This window comes from Paractinoplanes toevensis, from assembly GCF_018332695.1.
GTDB lineage: Bacteria > Actinomycetota > Actinomycetes > Mycobacteriales > Micromonosporaceae > Actinoplanes > Actinoplanes toevensis.
The window spans coordinates 1-22411 of the sequence record NZ_BOQN01000025.1 but is presented as its reverse complement, the minus strand read 5'-3'; the positions used below and the strand labels follow the sequence as shown (position 1 = coordinate 22411).

Genomic DNA, 22411 nt, shown 5'->3' with positions numbered 1-22411 from the left:
GCTGCGTTCCGGCCTGCGCTGTGGCCCGTGCCGCGCCCGCTGCTGCGCTACGGCCCGCGCTGCCCCGGCTCGCGGGCCGTTTGCTGGTCAGGCCACGTTGATCGGACGGAACTGGACGCTGATTCGCGGGCCCACCGGCTTCGCTGTCTTGAGGATGGCGTGCTCCCAGGTGCGCTGGCAGGAGCCGCCCATGACGATCAAGTCGCCGTGGCCGAGCGGGAAGCGCAGTGTGTCGTGGCCGCCCGCTCGTGGGCGCAGGGAGAGCTGGCGTGGGGAGCCCAGCGAGAGGATGGCGACCATGGTGTCGTGCCGGGCCGAGCGGCCCAGGGTGTCGCCGTGCCAGGCGACGCTGTCGCGGCCGTCGCGGTAGAGGCACATGCCGGCCGTGACGAACGGCTCGCCCAGCTCGTCGGCGTAGTGGGCGGAGAGCGCCTCGCGGGCCTCGGTGAGCGCGGAGTGCGGCAGCTGCTCGTCGCCGCCGAACCAGCGCAGCAGTCGGGGGACGTCGACGACGCTGTCATACATCTGGCGGCGGTCGGCGCGCCAGTCGATGCCGAGCAGCGTCTCGAAGACCTCGTCGGACCCCTGCAGCCAGCCGGGCAGCACGTCGACCCATGCCCCGACGGTCAGCCGATGCCGGACGAGCCGGCCGTCGAGCGGCTCGAGCGACGGCGCCGGCCCGGCGGCCATGAGATCGAGCATGGATGGCTGGTAGTTGCTGGTCATAAGGTGATGTTAGTACATCCGTTCGAAGATCAACCTAGGCCTGTGGATAACTTCGTCGAGTGAAGCGCCACTGATGTCCGCGATGTCGCTTCCGCGCAGCCGTTGCTAGTCGTGACTGTGGTGACCAGCAGAAACGCCATACCCGAAGGTGCCCGAGGTGCATTTCGTGCTAACGCCGGTGCACATAGGACTACGTCCGGCCGTTCCGGCGGACGCATGATCGGGCCAGTTCATCGATCGGAAACAAGTCGATGACATGCGGTTGATCCGCGGCCTCGCGGATCGCCGTCAGACCCCTTCCTCTCTCGTTGGCAAACCCCGCGAACCCCGCATCCGCCCGCGGATCGGGGTCCGACTAGGAGGCTGGCAAGTGAATCGTTTCAGGACTGTACGAAGCCGCCGGATCAGCGCCGCGTTAGGGATAGCCGTGGCGCTCGGCACCGTTCTCGCCACCGGCCCCGGCGCCTCGGCCGCGGGCCTGCCCCGCACGACCGGCGGCGGCAACTCCGCATGCCCGTGGATGGACACTCGCAAGACCCCGGACCAGCGCGCCAAACTCCTGCTGGCGCGCAGCACCCTCGGCCAGAAGCTCCGCTGGCTCGACGAGCAGTCCGCCAACTCACCCACCCAGACCACCTTCAGCGGCGTCACCTACCCCGTCCAGGTCGCGTGCACGCCGACCGTTGTCTACGCCGACGGGCCCGATTACGTGCGCGGCCCGGCCGGCGTGACCGTCTTCCCGGCGCAACTCGCCCTCGCCGCCGCCTGGAACGACGACCTCGCCTACGACAAGGGCAAGGCCCAGGCCGACGAGGCCTTCCGGGCCGGCAAGAACGTCCTGCTCGCGCCGGGCGTCTCCAGCTCGCGCACCCCGCTGGCCGGCCGCACCCCGGAGTACCTCGGGGAGGACTCCCTGCTCAGCGGCAACCTGGCCGCCGCACAGACCAACGGCATCCAGGAGGGCAACCCGAAGCAGCCGGTGATGGCGGTGCTCAAGCACTACATCGCCAACGAGCAGGAACTCGATCGGCAGACCAGCTCGTCGAACATCGACGGCCGCACGCTGCGCGAGGTGTACGACCTGCCGTTCGCGATCGCCGTCGCGAAGAGTGACCCGGGGGGCGTGATGTGCTCGTTCAACCAGGTCAACGGGGTCTGGGCCTGCGAGAACCAGATCCAGAACAACCTGCTCAAGACCGAGGCCGGCTTCGACGGTTACATCGTCTCCGACTTCGGTTCGGTGCACTCGACCGGACCGTCCCTGGTCGGCGGCCTCGACCAGGAGTTGAACCGGCCGCGTTTCTACACCCCGGCGAACATCGAGGCCGCGCTCGACACCGGCGTGGTCTCGATGGCACAGATCGACGCGGCGGCGCTGCGAGTGGTGCGGGCCTATATCGCGGCGGGTCTCTTCGACCACCCGCTGCCGGCCACACCGTCGACCAGCACCTCCACTCCGGCCAACAAGGCGATCGCGCGGACCGTCGCCGAGCGGGGTTCGGTGCTGCTCAAGAACAGTGGGTCGATCCTGCCGCTGGCCGGCCGCGGCAAAAAGATCGCGGTGATCGGCCAGACCGCCTCGAACACGCCGACCGGCGGGGTCAGCGCCGGCACGGTCTGCGCCGAGGGGCGCGGCACCTCGGCGGCCTGCCCCAACCCGGTGGCGCCGCTCGACGCGATCACCGGCCGGGCGGCGACCGCCGGCCAGACGGTCTCCTACGACAGCGGAGCCAATCCGGCCGCGGCGGCGTCGGTCGCGCGAGGCGCGGACGTCGCGGTGGTCTTCGGGTACGCCAAGCAGGGCGAGTTCGCCGACCGCACGACCCTGGCGCTGGACGGCAACGGTGACGACCTGATCGCCGCCGTGGCGGCCGCGAACCCGAACACGGTCGTCGTGCTCGAGACCGGCACCGCCACCACGATGCCGTGGCTCGCGAGCGTCAAGGGTGTCGTGCAGGCTTGGTATCCCGGTGACCAGCAGGGCACGGCCCTGGCCCGGTTGCTCTACGGCGACACCGACTTCACCGGGCGGCTCCCGATGACCTTCCCGAAGTCGCTGGCCGACACCCCGACGAACACCCCGGCGCAATACCCAGGCACGTTTGCCGACGGTTCGACCACCCGGCCGGCCGGCAGCACCGAGATCCGGCAGGTCAGCTACAGCGAGGGCCTGAAGGTCGGCTACAAGTGGTACGACTCGCAGTCGATCGAACCGCTCTTCCCGTTCGGTTACGGCCTGTCCTACACCAGCTTCGTCTATCAGAACCTGCGGGTCACTCCGCATCTGAAGGGCAAGCGGGGCACGGTCTCGGTCACCTTCGACGTGCGTAACACCGGTGCCCGCACCGGAACCGCGACCCCGCAGCTCTATCTCACCCTGCCGTCGGTCACCGGTGAGCCGGGCAAGCGCCTCGTCGGATATGACCAGGTCACGTTGCGGCCGGGGCAGAGCACCCGGGTGCAGCTGACGATCGACGCGACGTCGCCGGACCGCCCGCTGAGCTTCTGGAACACCGCCGGGCACACCTGGGACATCGCCACCGGTGGTTACCAGGTGCAGGTGGGCGCCAGCTCCCGTGACCTGCCGCTGACCGGTTCCTTCACCGTCTCCTGACCCTCGTCCACGGAAGCCCCTCCGGCCGGTCGGGATCGATCCCGACCGGCCGGAGTCGGCGTCAGCGAACGGCGGGCTCGTCATCCGGAACCGCCGGCGACTCAACCGGAGCGGGACCGGCAGCGGGCGGCCGAGGCCGTAGGACCGACACCGCGACGATGGTGGCCGCGACCCCGCCCACCACCCCGACCAGCGCGGTTGACGAGAGAGCGTCCACAAAGGCATCGCGGGCGAGCTGCGCCAGGGCGACGTCGCCGGTCTGCGCCGCGATCCGCAGGGCATCGCCGATCGACTCCCGAGCCTGCTCGACGACGTCGGACGGCATCGAGGCCCGATAGGCCGTGGCGAGCACGCTGCCCAGCACGGCCACGCTGAGCGCCGCACCGACCTGCTGAACGGTGTCGTTGACGGCCGAGCCGACCCCGGCCCGCTCCGGCGGCAGCGCGGCGAGAAGTGTTCCGACGGCGGCCGGCCCGGCCACGCCGCTGCCGGCACCCATCACCACCATCGCGACGGCCAGGTGGCTGAAGCCGTCGCCCGGATCGAGCATGGCGATCACGCCGAACCCGGCCGCCATCAGCAGCAGCCCGGCGGCGAGGGCGGCCCGAGCGCCGAACTTCTTGTCGACGACCACGCCGAAGCCGTTGCAGATCATCGTGGTCACGATCATGGGGATGAAGGCGAGGCCGGCCTTCGCCGGTTCGTAGCCGAGGACGAACTGCAGATATTGAGTGAGGGCGAGCAGCATGCCGCCGGCCGAGAAGGACAGCAGCACGACCGAGAGGCTGGCACCGGCGAAGTTGCGGTTGCGGAACAACGCGAGCGGCAGCATCGGCTCGGCCACCCGGCGCTCCCACAGGGCGAACACGGCCAGCGTGATGACGGCGACGGCGAACCCGCCGACGGTCTGTGCGGAGGACCAGCCCTCCTTGGCCGAGTTGATGACGCCCCAGACCAGCGCGGTCGTGCCGACCATCGACAGCAGCGCACCGATCACGTCGGGCCGGCCGGCCGGCCCGCGCGACTCCGGGATGATCAGTAGCGCCGCCACGATGCCGAGCACGGCGATCGGGATATTCATCAAGAAGACCGAGCCCCACCAAAAGTGCTGCAGCAGCAGGCCGCCGGCGGCCGGGCCGCCGAGGGCGCCGAGCATCAGCACCGATGTCCAGATCGCGATCGCCTTTTTGCGCTCCTCGTCGTCGAAGACCGTGGTGAGGATCGAGAGGGTGCCCGGCATCAGGAACGCCGCGCCGACGCCCATCAGGCCGCGGACCGCGATCAACTGACCGGGGGTCTGGCTGAGGGTGGCGAGCACCGAGGCGCCGCCGAAGACGATCAGGCCGATGACCAGGCCACGGCGCCGGCCGAAGCGGTCGGACAGGCTGCCGGCGATGAGCAGCAGACCGGCGAAAACGAGGATGTAGGAGTCGATGATCCATTGGATATCGGACGAGCTGGCGCCCAGGTCGCGGATCAGCGACGGGATGGCGATGTTGAGCACCATGTTGTCGATGACGACGACCAGGAGGCTCAGGCACAGCACGCCGAGGATCAACCAGCGGCGCGGATTCCGATCGGGCATTGGGGGCTTCCCTCGTACGCTGTTCGAGTGATTCGCACAACGTACCATTGATGTCGCACGCTGTTCGACCCTCGATAGACTGATGCCATGGCGGAGCTCTTTTTCGACTCGGTGTGGCTGCGCCCACCATCGCGTAAACGGACTGGTCAGCCCACGCTCGACCGCGACCAGATCGTGCGGGCCGCGATGGAGCTGCTCGACGCCGACGGCCCGGCCGGCCTGAGCATGCGCCGGCTTGGCACCCGACTCGGCGCCGGCGCCACGTCGCTCTACTGGCACGTGGCGAACAAGGATGATCTGCTCGAGCTCGCCATCGACGAGGTACTGGGCGAGATCTACGTCCCCGAGCCGGGCGACACCGGCTGGCGGATAGCCCTGTCGGTGATGGCCAACGGCATGCGCAGCGCGATCCTGCGTCACCCCTGGGTGATCGGCCTACTCGGCACGAAGCCCACCCTCGGGCCCAACGCCATGCGGATGGGCGAGCGGAGCGTCGCGCTGCTCACCGCCGCCGGCTTTACCGGCATGGAGGTGTCCCACGTCAGCGCGATGATCCACGCGCACGCGCTCGGTTCGGCCACCACCGAGGCCGCGGTCGCGACCGCCACGAAACGGGCCGGCCGCACGTTCGCGGAGATGGCCGACGAGCTGGAGCCGATCCTGGAGCGGCTCAGTGCCGACAACCCGCGCTACGACACCTGGCGCAAGGAAAATGTGGTGATCGCCGAGCCGGAGAAGATGTGGCACGACAGCTTCGTCTTCGGCCTGGAAAGACTGCTGGACGGCCTGGAAGCATGGCTGGCCGCCGGAAAACCGGCTTGACCATGACGCAGAGGCTCGCCGGAGACTTCGACCACGACACCCACGGCCGGACCCGGCCGGCCCATCCGTTCGCCGTTCCCACGAAGCACGCCCCGGAGGTGCTGTGATGTCCGGCCAAAAAGCGGCGGGGGTGACGATCCGCGACGCGGGCGAGCAGGATGCGGCCGCGTGTGCGGCCATCTATCGGCCGTACGTGATCGGCACCGCCATCAGCTTCGAGATCGAACCGCCGTCCGAGGCGGAGATGGCCAGCCGGATCCGGGACTCGGCGCGCACCCACGCCTGGCTGGTCGCGGAGGTGGACGGCGAGGTCTCGGGCTACGCGTACGCCCGGCCGTTCGCGGCCCGCGAGGCCTACCGCTGGTCGTGCGAGACCAGCGTCTATCTGTCCGCGGGCCGGCACCGCGCCGGCCTCGGCCGTGCTCTCTACCGTGTGCTGCTCGACCGCCTCACCGAGCGCGGATTCCGGGTCGCGGTGGCCAAGATGACGCTGCCCAATCCGGCGAGCGAAGGCCTGCACGCCGCGCTCGGGTTCCAGCCGGTCGGCGTGCATCGCCGGATCGGCTTCAAGAATGGCGCCTGGCACGACGTGGCCATCAGCCAGCTCGATCTGGCCGACGATGACGGGCCACCAGCCTGAGGGTCCGGCCACCCGGCCGCCGGCTGCGAAGCCGGCGGCCGGAGAGTGCTCAGTGAGCGTCGCCCTTGGGGCCGGTGTCGTCCTTGCCGGGCGCGGGGTGGTTGTAGACGATTTCGCCGGGCGGGAGCGGTAGCTCCTGGTCGTCACCGAACGGCGAAGGGCCGCCCTGCTGCGGGAGAGCCAGCTCGGCGACATCCATCCGGCCGTCGTCGCGGACGGGCGCAGCCTCCGAGGGGCGGGCGCTGGAGAACGGGGTACCCGCCGCGACCCCGGTGACGCCGACGGACGTGCTCGGTGCCATCGAATCGCCGTGTGCGGACCCGTCCAGCTGGTCCCGCCGGAAGATCTTGCGACCGAGCCAGACCAGCGGGTCGTAGCGGCGGTCGACGACGCGCTCCTTCATCGGGATGATCGCGTTGTCAGTGATCTTGATGTGCTCGGGGCAGACCTCGGTGCAGCACTTGGTGATGTTGCAGAATCCGAGACCCTGCTCGGCCTGCGCGTAGTCCTTGCGGTCGGTGCGCGCGTCCAGCGGATGCATGTCGAGCTCGGCGGCCCGGATGAAGTACCGCGGGCCGGAGAACGCCGCTTTGTTCTCCTCGTGGTCGCGGACCACGTGGCAGGTGTTCTGGCAGAGGAAGCACTCGATGCACTTGCGGAACTCCTGCGAGCGCTCGACGTCGACCTGCTTCATCCGGTACTGACCCGGGGCCACCCCGGCCGGCGGGGCGAACGCCGGGGTCTCGCGCGCCTTCTCGTAGTTGAAGGTGACGTCGGTGACCAGGTCCCGGATGATCGGGAAGGTGCGCAGCGGCGTGATGGTGACCGTCTCGTCCTCTTCGAACGTGGACATTCGGGTCATGCAGCCGAGTTTCGGCTTGCCGTTGATCTCCATCGAGCAGGAGCCGCACTTGCCGGCCTTGCAGTTCCACCGGCAGGCCAGGTCGGGAGTCTGGGTGGCCTGCAACCGGTGGATGATGTCGAGCACGACCTCGCCGTCGTTGACCTCGACGTCGTAGTCCTGAATGTCGCCGCCCGACTCGTCGCCGCGCCAGACCCGGAAGTGACGTTTGGTGCCCATTACTTCGCCTCCAGCGCGTCGAACTCGATCAGCTCATCGTCGGTCAGGTATTTCGACAGCTCGGTGCGGTCGAACAGGGAGATCAACTCGCCGCGCATCTTCGGCAGCGGCTTGCGCTCCAGGTGCACGTCACCGGACTTGTCGAGCGAGCAGACCAGGTTGACCTTCCGCCACTGCGGGTTCATCCCCGGGAAGTCCTCGCGGGTGTGGCCACCGCGCGACTCCTCCCGTTCCAGCGCCGCCTTGGCCGTGCACTCCGAGACGACCAGCATGTTGCGCAGGTCGATCGCGAGGTGCCAGCCCGGGTTGTAGCGCCGGCCGCCGGCTGCGCCGACGTTCGCGACCCGGAGCTTGAGCTCCTGCAGTCGCTTGAGAGCGTCGGTCAGCTCGCCGGCCCGGCGGATGATGCCGACCAGGTCGCCCATCACGGCCTGCAGGTCCTGCTGCAACGTGTACGGGTTTTCGCCGCTCTGCCGGTTCAGCGGGGCGAGCGCCACGTCGAGTGCGGCCTCGACGTCGGCCGTGGCGACCTTGGGCCGCTTGGCCAGTGCGTCCACGTAGGCCGACGCGTGCTCGCCGGCCCGCTTGCCGAAGACCAGCAGGTCGGAGAGGGAGTTGCCGCCGAGGCGGTTCGAGCCGTGCATGCCGCCGGACACTTCACCGGCCGCGAACAGGCCGGTTACCCGGCCCGACGCGGCGGCCGAGTCGGGGTCGACCTCGACGCCACCCATCACGTAGTGACAGGTCGGGCCGACCTCCATCGGCTGCTTCGTGATGTCCACGTCGGCCAGCTCCTTGAACTGGTGGTACATCGACGGCAGCCGCTTGACGATCCGTTCGGCGGGCATCCGCGTGGAGACGTCGAGGAAGACGCCGCCGGCCTTGGTGCCGCGACCCTCCTTGACCTCGTTGTTGATCGCGCGGGCGACCTCGTCGCGGGGGAGCAGCTCAGGCGGACGGCGGTTGTTGTCCGGATCGTCGTACCACCGGTCGGCTTCCTCCTCGGTCTCCGCGTACTGCTTGCGGAAGACGTCGGGGACGTAGTCGAACATGAACCGCTTGCCGTCGGAGTTGCGCAGCACACCGCCGTCACCCCGGACCGATTCGGTGACCAGGATGCCCTTGACACTGGGCGGCCAGACCATGCCGGTCGGGTGGAACTGGAGGAACTCCATGTTGATCAGCGTGGCGCCGGCCCGCAGCGCGAGCGCGTGGCCGTCGCCGGTGTACTCCCAGGAGTTGGAGGTCACCTTGTAGCTGCGGCCGACGCCGCCGGTCGCGAGCACCACGGCGGGTGCCTCGAGCAGCAGGAACTCACCGGACTCGCGGTAGTAGCCGAACGCGCCGGCCACCTGGTCGCCGTCGAGCAGCAGCTCGGTGATGGTGGTCTCAGCGAAGACCTTGATCTTCGCGTCGTAGCTGCCGGTCTCGGCGAAGTCCTCCTGCTGCAGCGAGACGATCTTCTGCTGCAGAGTGCGGATCAGCTCCAGGCCGGTGCGGTCGCCGACGTGGGCGAGACGCGGGTACTCGTGGCCGCCGAAGTTGCGCTGGGAGATCTTGCCGTCCTTGGTGCGGTCGAACAGCGCACCGTACGTCTCCAGCTCCCAGATCCGCTCCGGCGCCTCCTTGGCGTGCAGCTCGGCCATCCGGAAGTTGTTCAGGAACTTGCCGCCCCGCATGGTGTCGCGGAAGTGCACCATCCAGTTGTCGCGCGAGTTCACGTTGCCCATCGCGGCGGCCGCGCCGCCCTCGGCCATCACCGTGTGCGCCTTGCCGAACAGCGACTTCGAGATGATCGCCGTCCGCTTTCCGGCGAGCCGGGCCTCGATCGCCGCGCGCAGGCCGGCGCCGCCGGCACCGATCACGACGACGTCATAGTGGTGTCGTTCGATTCGGGTAGTCATCGCTCAGCTCCCTCTCAGCCCACGAACCGCAGGTCGGGGAACCAGTCGGCGGCAACCGCCATGACGTAGAAATCGGTCAGCGCGAGCGTGCCCAGGGTGATCCAGGCCAGCAGCATGTGCCGGGTGTTCAGCTTCGACACGAAGGTCCAGAAGCGGTATCGCACCGGGTGGGCGGAGAAGTGCTTGAGCCGCCCGCCGGCGATGTGCCGGCACGAGTGGCAGGACAGCGTGTAGAGCCAGAGCATCACCACGTTGCCGACCAGGACGATGTTGCCGAGCCCGAAGCCGAAGCCGTCGCCGCTGTGGAAGGCGCGGATCGCGTCCCACGTGTTGATGAGCGAGATGATCCCGGCGGCGTAGAACGCATACCGGTGGATGTTCTGGAAGATCAGCGGGAAACGGGTCTCGCCGGAGTATTTCTGGTGCGCATCGGGCACGGCACAGGCCGGCGGCGACAGCCAGAAGGCGCGGTAGTACGCCTTGCGGTAGTAGTAGCAGGTCAGCCGGAACAGCAGCAGGAACGGCAGGGTGAACGCCGCCTCGGGAATCAGCCAGAACGACGGCAGCGGGGTGCCGAACTCGGCCGAGCCCTCCACGCACCGGTCGGTGATGCACGGTGAGTAGAACGGCGTGAGGTAGTGGTAGTCGTCGACGTAATACCACTTGTGCATGAAGACGCGGACGGTCGCGTAGGTGACCCATGCCGCTAGACCCACGAAGGTGATGAGTGGGGGGAACCACCACCGGTCGGTGCGCAACGTCTTTGCCGCGATCGCTGCGCGTGAGCGTCCAGCGTCCGGCTTCGTTGCCGTCGTCGTCATTCGATCTCCCTGACGTGCCTGTCATATGACCCGGCTGTTAACGGGCGAGGCCCGCCAGCCGCCATGCTCGCGTGATGTGGGGCACACGTTACGCCGGGGGTCAGACAGTTTGCGGCTCAGGGATGGGGTCTAGGTCACAAATTCGAGCCCTGCTCACATCGACGTGGGCAAACGGGATAGTGGATCTTGGGATCAGAGCTCGGGAACGGCCAATCGCCGGACCGGTCCGGCGCACGGGGCCGGCGACCATTGCACCAGCAGGTCGGTCACGACCAGGCCGTCGGTGGTCCGGGGAGCGACATAAAACGCGGGCGTACGGGATTTGTCCTGCCGGTCGAGTGCGTCCGCGAAGACGGTGCGCGCGTCCAGCAGTTGCCGCCAGGCGTCCTCGTCCCGCTGGTTGTCCAGCTGGTCGAGATAGAGCCGGACGGCGAGGTTCTCGTCGCGGATCGCGGTGGCCCGCGCGGCCGGGCTGCCGGTCGCCCCGGGCGGAACGAGCCGGTTCAGCCGTCCTTCCAGGTCGAGGCAGTCGGTCTCGCGCAGCACTCGGGTGTCCCGAGCGTCCGAAGCCCGATCCCGCACCCCGTCGACCGTCGAGATGACGGACAGTGCTCCGGCGCAGAGCGCCACCACGACGATGGCCGCCGCCACCGAGATCCCGGCCACGAACCACCGCCGGCGACTCCGCTGCCGCTCATCCATCGGCCCCTCGGCCACCGGCCCGAGCCGCCATATCCGCCGCCCACGCCCACCGCCACCAGCACGTCCCGGCGCGGAGGTCGGAGCGGCCACCGATGCGGAAGTCGAAGAAGCATCGGCGTCACCACCCAGCCCGCCTTCCGGCGGAGAGCCGCCCGATGGAGAGCCGCCCGATGGAGAGCCGCCCGATAGAGAGCCGCCTCGTCCGCCTTCCGGTGGAGAGCTGCCCAGGCCGCCCGGCGCGGCTCCCGGCTGAGTGCCGCCCCGCCTGCCGCCCGTGGCGTCACCCAGCCCGCCCGCGGCGCCGCGCGGCGTGGTGCCGGCGGCCGCGTCCGGACCGCTTGCGATGGCGCCGTCGTCGTCGCCGCCCGCCTCGGCGGCGCGGCTTCGCGTGGGCCGGGCCGGCGGCTTCCGCCCGGCCGGGCCCACCCAATCGTCCGGTTCGGACACGTCGGACGAACCCGCCGGACCGCCGGTCACCGGTTCGTCGGCAGGCTCATCCCGGCCCCGCTGCGCCGGGATTCGGCTGGTCGGGACGTCGTCGTGATCCGGCTCGCGATGCGTGTCGCTCACCGGCCCAGTGAAGCACGCCGGTCAATGCGCCGCTGCCCGCGCGACGGGCAGGGCCGGCCGTCCGCGCGACTGGGAGGGCCCGCCGTCCGCAAGACAGGCAGGCCCGCCGGCCGCAAGACAGGCAGGCCCGCCGTCCGCAAGACCGGCAGGGCCGCCGCCCGCCCGCACGACCGTCAGGCCCGCGGCCGCAAGACCGGCAGGGCCGCCGCCCGCCCCCACGACCGTCAGGCCCGCGGCCGCACGACCGTCAGGGCCGCCGCCCCCCGCGGCGGCAGGAGTGCCCATGTCTGTCGGCAGGATTGGTCGGTCGGGCGCTTCGGATCGTTAGCCGGAGGCGTTGCCGGTGAGGTTCCAGCTGGCCAGGTGGAGTGCCGGCGCCGCGTATCGCACGCCGGACCAGCTGTCGGGCAGCAGGACCGTCTCGCTGCCGATGCCCAGCACCGCGCCTATCCCCAGCGCCTGTGGATAGGACTGGGTGAAGCGCATGTTGCTCACCGCTGACGTCACCTCGCCGTCCTCCACCAGCCACACCCCGTTGCGGGTCAGGCCGGTGATGACCAGGCTCTTCTGGTCGAGGACCCGGGTGTACCAGAAATCGGTGATGAGCAGGCCGCGCTCCATCCGGGCCACCAGTGGGCGGGCCGACTCGGCGGTCGGGCCGACCGGGTCGGCGGGCAGCACCGGCTCGGTCGCGGCCTGGGCGGCCTCGAGCCGCATGTGCGTGGCCATCGGGCCCCACGTGCGGGAGGTGCCGGAGCCGTGGCCGGTCGACTCGGCGCCCACCTCGGCGGCCGACCGCCGGTCGTGCGCCACCGCCTTGGTCACCCCGTCGCGGACCAGCACCAGCGACTCCCGCGGCGTGCCCTCGACGTCGAACGGCAGGCCGGGGGCCGGCTCGCCGCGGCTGCCCAGCGGATCGTCCACGATGGTGACCGACGGGTCGAACTGTTCGGCGCCCAGCTCGGCGAAGGACTGGTGCTGCGCGAACGTCTTGCCGTTGAACCCGAAGAACGAGAGGTTGCTCAGCACGTCAGCGACCGCTTCCGGTTCGAGCACCACCTCGTAACGGCCGGGCGGCAACTCCACCGGCCGCTCCCCGGCCCGTGCCTTGGCCGCGGCCCGCGCGCCGAGCACCGCGCCGTCCAGGTCGGCGAGGCGGCCGGCGGCGAGCCGAGCCACGCCGTCGGAGCCGCTGAGCCGGGCGATGCCGTCCATGGCCGCCTCGGCCGTCCGCCCCTCGACGGACTGACCGGCGCTGTTGGCGAAGGCCGCCGAGCAATACACCGTGCGGCAGAAGCCGGCCGTCTCGAGGCCGCCGGCCGCCCGGACGAAGTCGCCGACCAGGGTGGCCCGCTCGGCCGGGGTGGCCCGCGCGGTCGCCTCGTCGAAGCCGAAGTCGAGGCCGGAGTGCTCGCCGGAGCCGTGATAGCCGGCCGAGTGGTGCAGCGGCGTGGGCGGTGTCAGGCCCGGCCAGGTCGGGTCGGCCGGGCTGACCCGGACCGCCGCGATCGTGCGGTCGACCAGCGCGCGCAGACCGTCGGCGCTGGTGAGAGTGGTGGAGCCGCCGGTCGTGCGGCCGTCGAGGTGCAGCCGCAGCCGGACCGAGGTGGTCGCCTCGGCGACGTTCTGGTGGATGGCCGAGTTGGCGAACCGGGTCAGTGCCTCGGCGTTGTGCGACACCATCACCTCGGCCTGGGCGGCCGGGCCGACCGCCGTGCGGACCAGCTCGATGACGCGAGCCGCCAGTTCGAGTTCGGCGCCTGTCCGGGCGATGTCGATGCTCATCCGTGCACCCCCACGCGTACGTTCGTGAACCGGGCCGGCGCCGCGGAGTGCGCGGTGTGCCCCACCTGGCCGGGCTGGCCCTTGCCGCAGTTCGGAATGCCGTAGGGCACGGTCTCGGCGGAAAGCATGTCCATCGACTGCCAGAACCGCGGTCCGATGCCGGTGTAGGTCGGGTTGCGCAGCATGCGGCCGCGCTTGCCGTTCTTGATCTCGTAGCCGATCTCGCAGCCGAACTGGAAGTTGAGCCGGCGGTCGTCGATCGACCAGGATCGGTTCGTCTCCATGTAGATGCCGTCGTCGGTGGCCGCGATGATCTCGTCGAGGGTGTGCGGGCCGGGCTCGAGGCCGACGTTGGTCATCCGGACCATCGGCAGCCGGGCCCAGCCGTCGGAGCGGACGCTGCCCGCGTAGTCGAGGCCGGCGACCGCGGCCGAGTCACGCCCGGCCAGCACGCCCACCCAGATGCCGTCGCGGACCGCGTCGCGCCTGGCCGCCGGGGTGCCCTCGTCGTCGTAGCCGAAGCTGCCGAGCGCGCCCGGGATGGTGGGGTCGATGGTGATGTTCATCAGCTCGGAGCCATAGCGCAGCGAGCCGAGTTTTTCCAGGTCGAGCCAGCTGGTGCCGGCGAACGCGGCCTCCCAGCCGAGGATGCGGTCGAGCTCGATGGCGTGCCCGACCGACTCGTGGATCTGCAGCGCCAGCTGGTCGCCGCCGAGGATCAGCGTGGTCTCGCCGGACGGGCAGAGCGGCGCGGTGGTCAGGGCGCGCGCCTCCTCGGCCATCCGGGGTGCGTTGCCGACCAGGTCAAGTTCCTCGATCAGCTCCCAGCCCCGGGTGCCGTACTGATGACCCCAGCCGCGGCGCTGCACCTCGCCGTCGCCGAGGGCGCTGGCGGTCACCGAGCCGCCGCACTCGCGGACGTGCTGGTCGATGCGATGCCCGTCGCTGGAGACGAACCACTTGTGGGTGTCCCAGATCGCGTAGCCGGCCTCGGCCTGATCAGCGCCCGCTTCCTTGGCCGCCTGGGTGGCCCGGACCAGCAGGTCGCCCTTCTCGGCGAGCGGGACGGCGAGCGGGTCGATGCGGCACTCGCTGGCCCAGCTGGCGGCACCGGCGCCGGCCGGCACCAGCTCGATCGGCGGCCCCGGCACGGTGGCGCTGGCTGCGGCGATCTGCGCGGCCCGCCGCCCGGCCGCGCGGGCCGCCGAGTCGGAAAGGTCGGGCACCGCGTAGAAACCCCAGCTCGAACCGACCAGGGCGCGGACACCGAGACCGGCGCTCTCGTCGGAATTGAGATCCTCGACATCCCCGTTGCGGGCGCTCATCGACTCCGTGCGACGCAACATGATCCGCGCGTCCGCATATCGCGCCCCGGCGTCCAGCGCGGCTTGGACCGCCGAGTACGCCTCATCGAAGTGGCTCATGCACCGACCCTAGGGGACCGGTACGACAAAACTCAGACCGGCGGAGCCAACTCCGCCGGGTCGAGGGTCGCGACGACCGGTTCGCGCAGTCGAAGAATCGCGCCCTGCTCGACGACCGCATGCTCGACGTAGGTTTCGCCGGCCAGCCGGTAGAGACGCAACGCCGCGGTCGCCTGTTCAACCAGGAGGTACCACGGAATGCCGGCGGAGGCGTAGTAGTGCATCTTGAGCACCTTGTCCGTGGCAGCGTTCGAGGGCGAGGTGATTTCGCAGGTCAGCAGCACGGTCTCGGCCTCGATGGCCAGCTTGCGTTCCATGTCCGAGGTGATTACCAGGTCTGGGATCGGTATCCGGTTCGGCTGGAGCCGGACGTTCGGCGCGAGGAGGACGCGCAGGCCGGCGTCGCGCGCGGGGAGACGTAGCGCTGCAAAAAGCTCGCCGAGAAGATGTTGATGGGTGGTCGTGGGGTTCGGGGTCATGTGGAGACTTCCGTCGAACAGCTCGATGCGATCGGGCGTCTCACCCATCGCGAGGAAGTCCTCCTCGCTGATCGGCATCCCGTCGCTGAGGATGGCTGATGTCATGGTGTCTCCCTTGTGTTCGAGGTAAGACTCTCCCACAAAGACTAGTCTCATGCCAACTCTCCTAGCGACTACTGCTCGCCTAGCTTCGCAGGAAGGCTAACTCCTCCTCGAGGGTGGCCGCCGGGACCGAGGTGCAGCCCGGCACGGAAGCGCCGATCAGCAGCAGCGGGCGCGAGTGGTCGGACTGGGCGGCGGCCTCCGGCAGGCTGTGATGGGCGTACACGTCGGCGGCGTCGTGCCGGTCGCCCAGGTAACGCTCGGCGAACGGCGGGGCCAGCTCGGACCAGTCGGTGACCGGGTGGCGGGCGACGGCCCGGTGGAAGACCTCCGGGCGGCGCAGCACGGCCAGTGCCGCGAGCCAGCCGCCGAGCCCGGTGCCGCGCACCGAGACCGAGGTCAGGTCCAGGTCGGGGTGCTTGCCGAGCAGCACGTGCAGGGCGTCGACCTGATCGGTCAGGGCCACGTCGCCGAGGCGGCGGTGCACCACCTTCTCGAAGCTGGGCGCCACCCCCGGCGTACCCCGGCTGTCGACACTCACGACGGCGAAGCCGGCGTCCGCCCACCACTGCCGTTCCTGCCACGCGGCCGGGTCCGAGGTCACCTGTTGGTGGCCCGGCCCCTCGCCCAGCGTGACCAGCACGGGGATCTTCGCTCCGCTGACGAAGCCGGCGGGGTACAGCACCGCGGCGGGAAGCCGCCGGTCGGTGACGCGTTCCAGGGCCGGGCGGGGGTGATAGGGCAGCGGCGCCGCGAGGTTGCCGAGCGTGGCGACACGGGCGTCGCCCCGCCAGACAGTGTCGTCCAGGACGAGAACATCGCCGCCGACGAAAGCCCGATGCCAGCCGGGGGTCAAGCTGATCTTGCGGGCTTCCGCTCCGCCGCCGCCCAGTGAGGTGCGCACGCGGAAGACCGACTGGGCGGCCGGGTCTCCGTCGGTCCCCTCGATCACGAGGTCGGGCGCGCCGGACGGCGCTCCGCTACGCGGCAGCGTGCCGACCACCCGCCGTACGTAGAGGCCGGGCGGGGTGAGCAGGCTGCCGTCGGCGAACAGGCACCGGGCATCGAAGCCGTCGTGGGCCAGTTCCCCGCCGACCAGCACCCGGCCGTCCGGCAGGTGCCGCGGCGTGCCGTCGACCGGTTCCACCCAGCGGGCGTCGGCCAGCTCGGCGTGCACCTGGGTCTCGCCGGTCCGCGGGTCGATGGCCAGCACCAGCCCGTGCTGCTGCATCCGGCGCAGCACGGTGATCAGCGGCCCACCGCCGTCGGCCCAGCGCACGTTGACCACGTAGGGATAGGTCTCCCGGTCCCAGTGCACGTCCACCCAGCCCTCGTCCAGGTCGAGCAGGTGCAGGCTGGTCGCGGCGGCCGTGCGGGTGGCCAGGATCTGGCGGCCGTCGGGCGACCACCACCAGCCGCGCCGCCGGCCGAACTGGACGGCGGCCGGGTCGGGCACGCCCCAGGAGATCAGCCCGCCGTGCTCGCGCCAGGCGTTCCCGAGTTCGCCGGCGATCAGCCGGTCGCCGTCCGGGCCGACCACGCGCAGCGAGGCGGAACCGCCGGCCCGGCTCACGTACCCGATGTGGTGGCCGATCGGGTCGGGTCGCGGATCCTCGGCCGGTCCGTCGGTGGCCACCTCGGTGACCTCGCGGCCGATCAGGTCGGCGCGGAACAACCGGCCGTCGCGGGCGAAGGCGGCGACTCGGGCATCGCGGTCTACGGCGTACGCCTGAATCGGACCTTCGGTGATTTTGATTTCCTCGGCCGTGGCCACGGTGAGCAGCCAGAGTGCGGCGTCGGGGTCCTCCGGGCCGGCCGATCGGAGGAACACCACCCGGGAGCCGTCGCCGCCGATCGTGACGTCGCGTGGTGCGCCGTAGCTGAAGTGACCGGTGCGGTCGGCGAGTCCGGGGTAATCCACGGGTCCAGCATCGCTGATCAAGACGCGGTTGCGCCGTGCAAACTCGCAGCCCGGCTCCGGAAAGCTTGTGCGACTGCCGCGTAAAGTGGCGCGGGTGACTGACGCCCTGCCCCCGCGCCGCCTGCTGCTGGTGCATGCACATCCCGACGACGAGGTCACCGGCACCGGCGCCACGATGGCCCACTACGTGGCCGCCGGCGCGCACGTGACCCTCGTTACCTGCACCCTCGGCGAGGAGGGCGAGATCCACGTCCCGGAGCTGTCCCAGCTCGAGGCGAAGCAGGCCGACCAGCTCGGCGGTTACCGCCTGGTCGAGCTGTCCCGGGCGTGTGCGGCGCTCGGCGTCACCGACCACCGGTTCCTCGGCGGGCCGGGCCGCTACCGCGACTCCGGCATGATGGGTCTGCCGACCAACGAGCACCCGCGGGCGTTCTGGCAGGCCGACCTCGACGAGGCGGCCGGCCATCTGCTGGAGATCATCAAGGAGATCCAGCCGCAGGTCATGATCACGTATGACGAGAACGGCTTCTACGGGCATCCCGATCACATCCAGGCGCACCGGGTGGCGATGCGCGCGGCCGAGCTGGCCGGTGCCGACGGCCCGGAGAAGATCTACTGGACGGCCATGCCGCTGAGCGTGCTGAAAGAGGGCATGGAGGCGTTCCGCGAGCTGGACGACAACCCGTTCGCCGACGTGGAGAAGGTGGAGGATCTGCCGTTCGGGCACACCGACGACGAGATCGCGGCCCGGATGGACGGCACCGACCACTACGACCGGAAGGTCGCCGCGATGCGTGCGCACGCCACCCAGATCCCCGACAACTCCTGGCTGTACGGGATCGCCGGTGACTTCGGCGGCGAGTTCATGGGAGTCGAATACTTCCTGCTCGCCAAGGGTGAGCGCGGCCCGGGCGAGGGCCCGCAGAACTGGGAGAACGACCTGTTCAGCGGGGTCAAGACGCCATGACGCCGACGGAGACCGCGATACCCGACGAGACCGCCCCGAAGGAGAGCAAGAGGGGCTGGGAACCGGTGATCGTGGTCGGTGGCCTGGTGGTCGCGATCCTGGCCGCCTTCGCCTCCGGTGTGCTCGAGATCCTGCTGACCGCGCTGCGGGCCGGTGACGTCGTCACGATCTGGCGGGGTGACGCGATCGGCTCCGGCAGCGGCCCGCCGATCGGCGTGGCCGTCCTGCTCGCGGCGGTGGCCAACTACGCCATCGGCTGGTTCGCGGTGAGCACCACCGGCAAGCGCTGGGCGCTGGCCCCGCCGTGGGCGCTCTGGACGCTGATGATGCTGTTCGCGGCGGGGGTGCGCACCAGCGAGGGCGACTACCTGATCGGCGGGGACGACTGGGTGGCGCTGGTGATGATCCTGGTCGGCAGCCTGTCGTTCGCGGTGTACTCCTATCGGATGATCTTGCGGCGGATCCCGCGCGGACCGGCGAACAACTAGCGTTTCTCCGGTCGTGGACGACGCGGGGCGGTTCGACGTGCGGCGCGCGGTTCTCGTCGGCGTACTGGCCATGGTCGTGCTGGTGGTGACCGGTGTGGTGGCGTACCGGATGAACGGCGACGTGCCGCACGGCACCCGGATGCTCGGCGTGGACCTGGGCGGCCTCTCGCGCAGCGAGGCCGAGGAGGCGCTGCGCCGGCCGGTCGCGGAGCACGCCGCCGATCCGGTACGGGTCTCGCTCGGCGGCCGGCGCGTCGTGTTTCCGCCGGCCGCGCTCGGCGTGCAGATCGATGTCGAGCTGTCAGTCGGCCGGGCGATCCGCAGTGCCGGCAACGCCGACGTCGAACCGGTGGTCCGGGTGGACAAGCAGCGGTTCGGGGCATTGCTGCCGGCCGACGTCGACCGGGCGGTGCGCGCGGTCCGGGCGGCCTGGCCGCACGGCGAAGTCGCCGACCTCGGTAAGAACTAGCAGCGGACTCCCAGCTTTCGCACAGGACGCGTGGCGCGTCATCCGCAAAGATGACCGATGGATCGAGCGTTCGGCGTTCACCCGGCGTTACGATCCCGACCCACGATTCGTCTGCGGCGCGCAGTCAGGGCGGCCGCGTTGGTGTTCTGTCCCGGGGAGGACACATGAGGCAGCGCTGGTTTCCCGCCGCGGCGCTGGCGGTCGGACTGTTCGCGATCAACGTGGCGGCCCGCCTGATCATTCGCTTCGGCTTCGACGGCGACGACTCGGCCGAGGGTCGAGCCACCATCATCATGTTCGGCGTGATCGGCCTGGTCCTGGCGATCTGGACGTTCCGGGCCAGTCAGCGCAAACGGCCCAGCGAGTGGCTGCTGCCCGATCTGGTCCTCGGCGCGGTCGGCGGGTTGCTGCTGACCGTCCTGGTCGGACCGTTCATCAGCGGCGGCCAGCCGTTCAAGAACGGGGCCGGTGACTTCTTCGCGCAGGTCTGGCTCTACGGCGGCTTCGCGATCGTCGGCACGCTGCTCGGTTACTGGATCGCCGTGATGCTGGGCCGCGACTACCGCTCGCGCTCGCTCAAGGCCTTCACCCAGCGGAGCGCGGCCAAGCCGCGCCGGGTGGTCCGCCGCTAGAGATCTTTCCGGGTCGGGGTCCCGCCATTTCCGGAAAGGACGGGACCTCAGCCCAGGCTTCCTCGATGCGCGAGAGGCGCGGCACGTGCCGGTGTTGCAGGCTGGTCGCGGGGTGGCGGCGGTCGGGGGTGGTTGCGGTTGTTGACGGGGTTGCCCGTACCGGAAAAGGGTTTGATTCTCGCGACCCTGACCTCGAAAGGTGCCTAGTTCGCCGGCGCTTCCCGCGTGAGGTAGGTGTGGTGCGTACCGAAACCGACCCGGCCGTAGAGGGCGACGGCGGCCGTGTTGCGCTCTTCCACCTGCAGGTAGGCGCGGTTGCTGCCGCGCTGCGTCGCCCACTGCGCGAGGCCGCGCACGACCTGCTGCGCGATCCCACGCCGGCGCGCGGCCGGGGCGGTCTGCAGCAGCGATATGCCGAGCCATCGGTCCGGGCCGGTGACCGCGCCGCGGGCCACCGCGAGGAGGCTGCCGTCGGTGTCGCGGACGTGCGCGAAGACCACTTCCGGTACGGCGGTGAGGATGCGTACGGCGATCGGCGGCAGCGCGCCCTTGTGCTCGGTCACCATCTCGTACCAGTCGTCGCCGGGGGAGTCCGCCAACTCCACCGGTGGCAGGTCGGCGTTCGCCGGGATGGCAGTGAGGAGCGCCACCACCGAGGCGGTCTGCACGAGCGTCAGTGGGCGGGCGGTCCAGCCGCGGGCGTCGAGGGCGGCGTTGACCGGGGCGGCCAGCGGCATCGGCGCGTTGATCAGCGGCTGCTGGCCGTGTGCTTCGTACCACTCGACGACGCCGTCGATCGCGGCCTCGAGGGTGCGGTCGGGGTCGCCGACGGCCAGTGCCGAGTTGGCCCGGCCGGTCCAGTTGCCGGCCGCTCGCAGGATCCATCCGCCCAGGTGGGACTGGATGGGGGCGGGCCAGGCGTCGTTGGCGGCGAGTTCCAGGGCGACCACGTCGGCGGCCGGCGGGCGGCGGGCGACCGGCACCCGCTTGGCCCGGTGGACCTCGTCCAGCGGAACCCGCAGCGTGCCCTTGGCGGTGGCTAAGGTGAGATCAGTCTCAGTGAGCTCCACGAGCTCCCCGAGTGCATCTGAATACAGCGTTCGCTCCTGGGAAACGCCTACAATCCGACGCACCACCACCCGGTGTCCCACATCCTGCCGACGGAGCACGTGTCACCTCCTTCGGCGGAGATACTAGGCTCTGCAACTGTCGCCGACTGTTCTTGCGGCGTGGCTTTGGAGGGAAAGACCCGTGACCTACATCATCGCTGAGCCGTGCGTCGATGTGCTCGACAAGGCATGCATCGAGGAATGCCCGGTCGACTGCATCTACGAGGGCAACCGGATGCTCTACATCCACCCCGATGAGTGCGTCGACTGCGGGGCCTGTGAACCGGTCTGCCCCGTCGAGGCGATCTTCTACGAGGACGACGTGCCGGAGCAGTGGAAGGACTACACCAACGCGAACTACGAGTTCTTCGAGGATCTCGGTTCGCCCGGTGGTGCCGCCAAGCTCGGCAAGGTCGACAAGGACGCCACATTCATCGTGGGGCAGCCGCCGCGGGGCGAGCACTGAGCGCTCTGGCGTCGGCCCTGCCGGACTTCCCCTGGGACCTGCTGGAGCCGGCGAAGGCCAAGGCCGTGGCGCACCCCGACGGCATCGTCGACCTCTCGGTCGGCACCCCCGTCGACCCGGTGCCCGCGCTGATCCGCCGTGCGCTCGCCGACGCGTCGGACGCGCCGGGTTACCCGTTGACCGCGGGCACCCCGGCGCTGCGCGCGGCCATCGCCGGCTGGCTGGCCCGCTCCTGCGGGGCGACCGGAGCGCTGGGCGTGCTGCCCACCATCGGGTCCAAGGAACTGGTCGCCTGGTTGCCCACGCTGCTCGGCGTGGGTCCCGGCGACACCGTGGTGATCCCGTCGGTCTGCTACCCGACCTACGAGGTCGGGGTCCTGCTGGCCGGCGCCACCGTGGTGCGTTCCGACTCGCTCACCGCGCTCGGCCCGACCCCGAGGGTCAAGCTCGTCTGGGTCAACTCGCCGTCCAACCCGACCGGCCGGGTGCTGCCCGCCGAACACCTGCGCAAGGTGGTCGACTGGGCGCGCGAGCGCGGTGCCGTGGTGGCCAGCGACGAGTGTTATCTGTCACTGGGCTGGGAGACTCGGCCGGTGTCGGTGCTCGACGACGCGGTGACCGGCGGCGACTACACCGGCGTGCTGGCCGTTCACTCGTTGTCCAAGCGCTCCAACCTGGCCGGTTACCGGGCCGGCTTCGTCGGCGGCGATCCGGCGCTGATCGGCGACCTGCTCGCCGTCCGCAAGCACGCCGGCATGATCCCGCCGGCTCCGGTGCAGGCCGCGATGATCGCGGCGCTCGGCGACGAGACGCACGTCGACGAGCAGCGGGAGCGATACGCGGCCCGCCGTGACATCCTGCGCACCGCCCTGGTCAAGGCGGGCTTCGAGATCACCCACTCGGAAGCCGGCCTCTACCTGTGGGCGACTCGCGGCGAGGAGTGCTGGCAGACCGTCGACTGGCTCGCCGAGCGGGGCATCCTCGCCGCTCCCGGCGCGTTCTACGGCCCGGCCGCGGCGCAGCAGGTGCGCATCGCCTTGACCGCCACCGATGAGCGGGTGGCCGCCGCGGTGAGTCGCCTGACCTAGGTGTACTGCCCATGGA

Annotated in this window: 20 protein-coding genes; 9 read left to right on the top strand and 11 right to left on the bottom strand. The window is 70.4% G+C overall.

What is annotated here, in order from left to right; all coding sequences use genetic code 11:
- Positions 1-87 precede the first annotated feature (87 nt).
- Complete coding sequence (locus tag Ato02nite_RS10390; RefSeq protein WP_213006230.1) at positions 88-726, bottom strand: alpha-ketoglutarate-dependent dioxygenase AlkB; 639 nt, start codon at positions 724-726, stop codon at positions 88-90.
- A 427-nt stretch (positions 727-1153) separates the two neighbouring features.
- Between Ato02nite_RS10390 and Ato02nite_RS10385 the strand changes: the two genes are divergently transcribed.
- On the top strand, positions 1154-3340 hold the full coding sequence (locus Ato02nite_RS10385; RefSeq protein ID WP_213006229.1) for a beta-glucosidase: 2187 nt from the start codon (positions 1154-1156) through the stop codon (positions 3338-3340).
- A 61-nt stretch (positions 3341-3401) separates the two neighbouring features.
- Here the strand turns inward: Ato02nite_RS10385 and Ato02nite_RS10380 are convergent, their stop codons facing one another.
- The gene (locus tag Ato02nite_RS10380; RefSeq protein ID WP_213006228.1) at positions 3402-4925 is read right to left on the bottom strand and encodes an MFS transporter; all 1524 of its coding nucleotides are present in this window, start codon (positions 4923-4925) and stop codon (positions 3402-3404) included.
- Positions 4926-5012: 87 nt separating this feature from the next.
- On the opposite strand from Ato02nite_RS10380, the gene Ato02nite_RS10375 reads away from it, so the two are divergent.
- Both Ato02nite_RS10375 and Ato02nite_RS10370 read left to right on the top strand, forming a co-directional pair.
- On the top strand, positions 5013-5747 hold the full coding sequence (locus Ato02nite_RS10375; protein WP_213006227.1) for a TetR/AcrR family transcriptional regulator C-terminal domain-containing protein: 735 nt from the start codon (positions 5013-5015) through the stop codon (positions 5745-5747).
- 106 nt (positions 5748-5853) lie between these two features.
- Positions 5854-6387 carry a GNAT family N-acetyltransferase gene (locus Ato02nite_RS10370; protein WP_213006226.1) on the top strand — a complete coding sequence of 178 codons (534 nt, stop codon included), beginning with the start codon at positions 5854-5856 and terminating at the stop codon, positions 6385-6387.
- 49 nt (positions 6388-6436) lie between these two features.
- Here Ato02nite_RS10370 and Ato02nite_RS10365 read toward each other — a convergent pair whose 3' ends face one another.
- From Ato02nite_RS10365 to Ato02nite_RS10330, 8 genes are all read right to left on the bottom strand, one after another.
- Entirely contained in the window at positions 6437-7468 is a 1032-nt protein-coding gene (locus Ato02nite_RS10365) for a succinate dehydrogenase/fumarate reductase iron-sulfur subunit (protein ID WP_213006225.1), read from the bottom strand.
- A complete protein-coding gene (locus Ato02nite_RS10360) occupies positions 7468-9372 on the bottom strand; it encodes a fumarate reductase/succinate dehydrogenase flavoprotein subunit (RefSeq protein ID WP_213006224.1) in 1905 nt (634 codons plus the stop codon). Before Ato02nite_RS10360 ends, Ato02nite_RS10365 begins: the two co-directional genes overlap by 1 nt.
- A 14-nt stretch (positions 9373-9386) precedes the next feature.
- On the bottom strand, positions 9387-10193 hold the full coding sequence (gene sdhC, locus Ato02nite_RS10355) for a succinate dehydrogenase subunit SdhC (protein ID WP_213006223.1): 807 nt from the start codon (positions 10191-10193) through the stop codon (positions 9387-9389).
- 192 nt (positions 10194-10385) lie between these two features.
- Positions 10386-10895, bottom strand: a complete 510-nt coding sequence (locus Ato02nite_RS10350) for a hypothetical protein (protein WP_213006222.1) — start codon at positions 10893-10895, stop codon at positions 10386-10388.
- An 894-nt stretch (positions 10896-11789) separates the two neighbouring features.
- The gene (locus Ato02nite_RS10345; protein ID WP_213006221.1) at positions 11790-13250 is read right to left on the bottom strand and encodes a TldD/PmbA family protein; all 1461 of its coding nucleotides are present in this window, start codon (positions 13248-13250) and stop codon (positions 11790-11792) included.
- Positions 13247-14674, bottom strand: coding sequence for a TldD/PmbA family protein (locus Ato02nite_RS10340; RefSeq protein WP_213006220.1), 1428 nt, complete (start codon positions 14672-14674; stop codon positions 13247-13249). Before Ato02nite_RS10340 ends, Ato02nite_RS10345 begins: the two co-directional genes overlap by 4 nt.
- Positions 14675-14706: 32 nt before the next feature.
- A complete protein-coding gene (locus Ato02nite_RS10335; protein ID WP_213006219.1) occupies positions 14707-15258 on the bottom strand; it encodes a Uma2 family endonuclease in 552 nt (183 codons plus the stop codon).
- A gap of 79 nt (positions 15259-15337) precedes the next feature.
- Positions 15338-17176 (bottom strand): prolyl oligopeptidase family serine peptidase, encoded by a 1839-nt coding sequence (locus tag Ato02nite_RS10330; protein ID WP_213006218.1) that lies wholly within the window; start codon positions 17174-17176, stop codon positions 15338-15340.
- A 94-nt stretch (positions 17177-17270) separates the two neighbouring features.
- On the opposite strand from Ato02nite_RS10330, the gene mshB reads away from it, so the two are divergent.
- The 4 genes from mshB to Ato02nite_RS10310 all read left to right on the top strand — a co-directional run bounded on the left by mshB (position 17271) and on the right by Ato02nite_RS10310 (position 19732).
- The gene (mshB, locus tag Ato02nite_RS10325; protein WP_213006217.1) at positions 17271-18143 is read left to right on the top strand and encodes an N-acetyl-1-D-myo-inositol-2-amino-2-deoxy-alpha-D-glucopyranoside deacetylase; all 873 of its coding nucleotides are present in this window, start codon (positions 17271-17273) and stop codon (positions 18141-18143) included.
- The gene (locus Ato02nite_RS10320) at positions 18140-18631 is read left to right on the top strand and encodes a hypothetical protein (protein ID WP_213006216.1); all 492 of its coding nucleotides are present in this window, start codon (positions 18140-18142) and stop codon (positions 18629-18631) included. The genes mshB and Ato02nite_RS10320 overlap by 4 nt, the downstream gene beginning before the upstream one ends.
- 13 nt (positions 18632-18644) lie before the next feature.
- Positions 18645-19100 (top strand): hypothetical protein, encoded by a 456-nt coding sequence (locus Ato02nite_RS10315; RefSeq protein ID WP_213006215.1) that lies wholly within the window; start codon positions 18645-18647, stop codon positions 19098-19100.
- A gap of 164 nt (positions 19101-19264) precedes the next feature.
- Positions 19265-19732, top strand: coding sequence for a hypothetical protein (locus Ato02nite_RS10310; RefSeq protein WP_213006214.1), 468 nt, complete (start codon positions 19265-19267; stop codon positions 19730-19732).
- Between the two features lie 203 nt (positions 19733-19935).
- Here Ato02nite_RS10310 and Ato02nite_RS10305 read toward each other — a convergent pair whose 3' ends face one another.
- Positions 19936-20901: a GNAT family N-acetyltransferase gene (locus Ato02nite_RS10305; RefSeq protein WP_213006213.1), complete on the bottom strand. Its 966-nt coding sequence runs from the start codon at positions 20899-20901 to the stop codon at positions 19936-19938.
- Positions 20902-20983: 82 nt separating this feature from the next.
- Between Ato02nite_RS10305 and fdxA the strand changes: the two genes are divergently transcribed.
- Positions 20984-21307 carry a ferredoxin gene (fdxA, locus tag Ato02nite_RS10300; protein WP_213006212.1) on the top strand — a complete coding sequence of 108 codons (324 nt, stop codon included), beginning with the start codon at positions 20984-20986 and terminating at the stop codon, positions 21305-21307.
- A complete protein-coding gene (dapC, locus tag Ato02nite_RS10295) occupies positions 21304-22395 on the top strand; it encodes a succinyldiaminopimelate transaminase (protein WP_213006231.1) in 1092 nt (363 codons plus the stop codon). Before fdxA ends, dapC begins: the two co-directional genes overlap by 4 nt.
- The last annotated feature ends 16 nt before the right edge of the window (positions 22396-22411 follow it).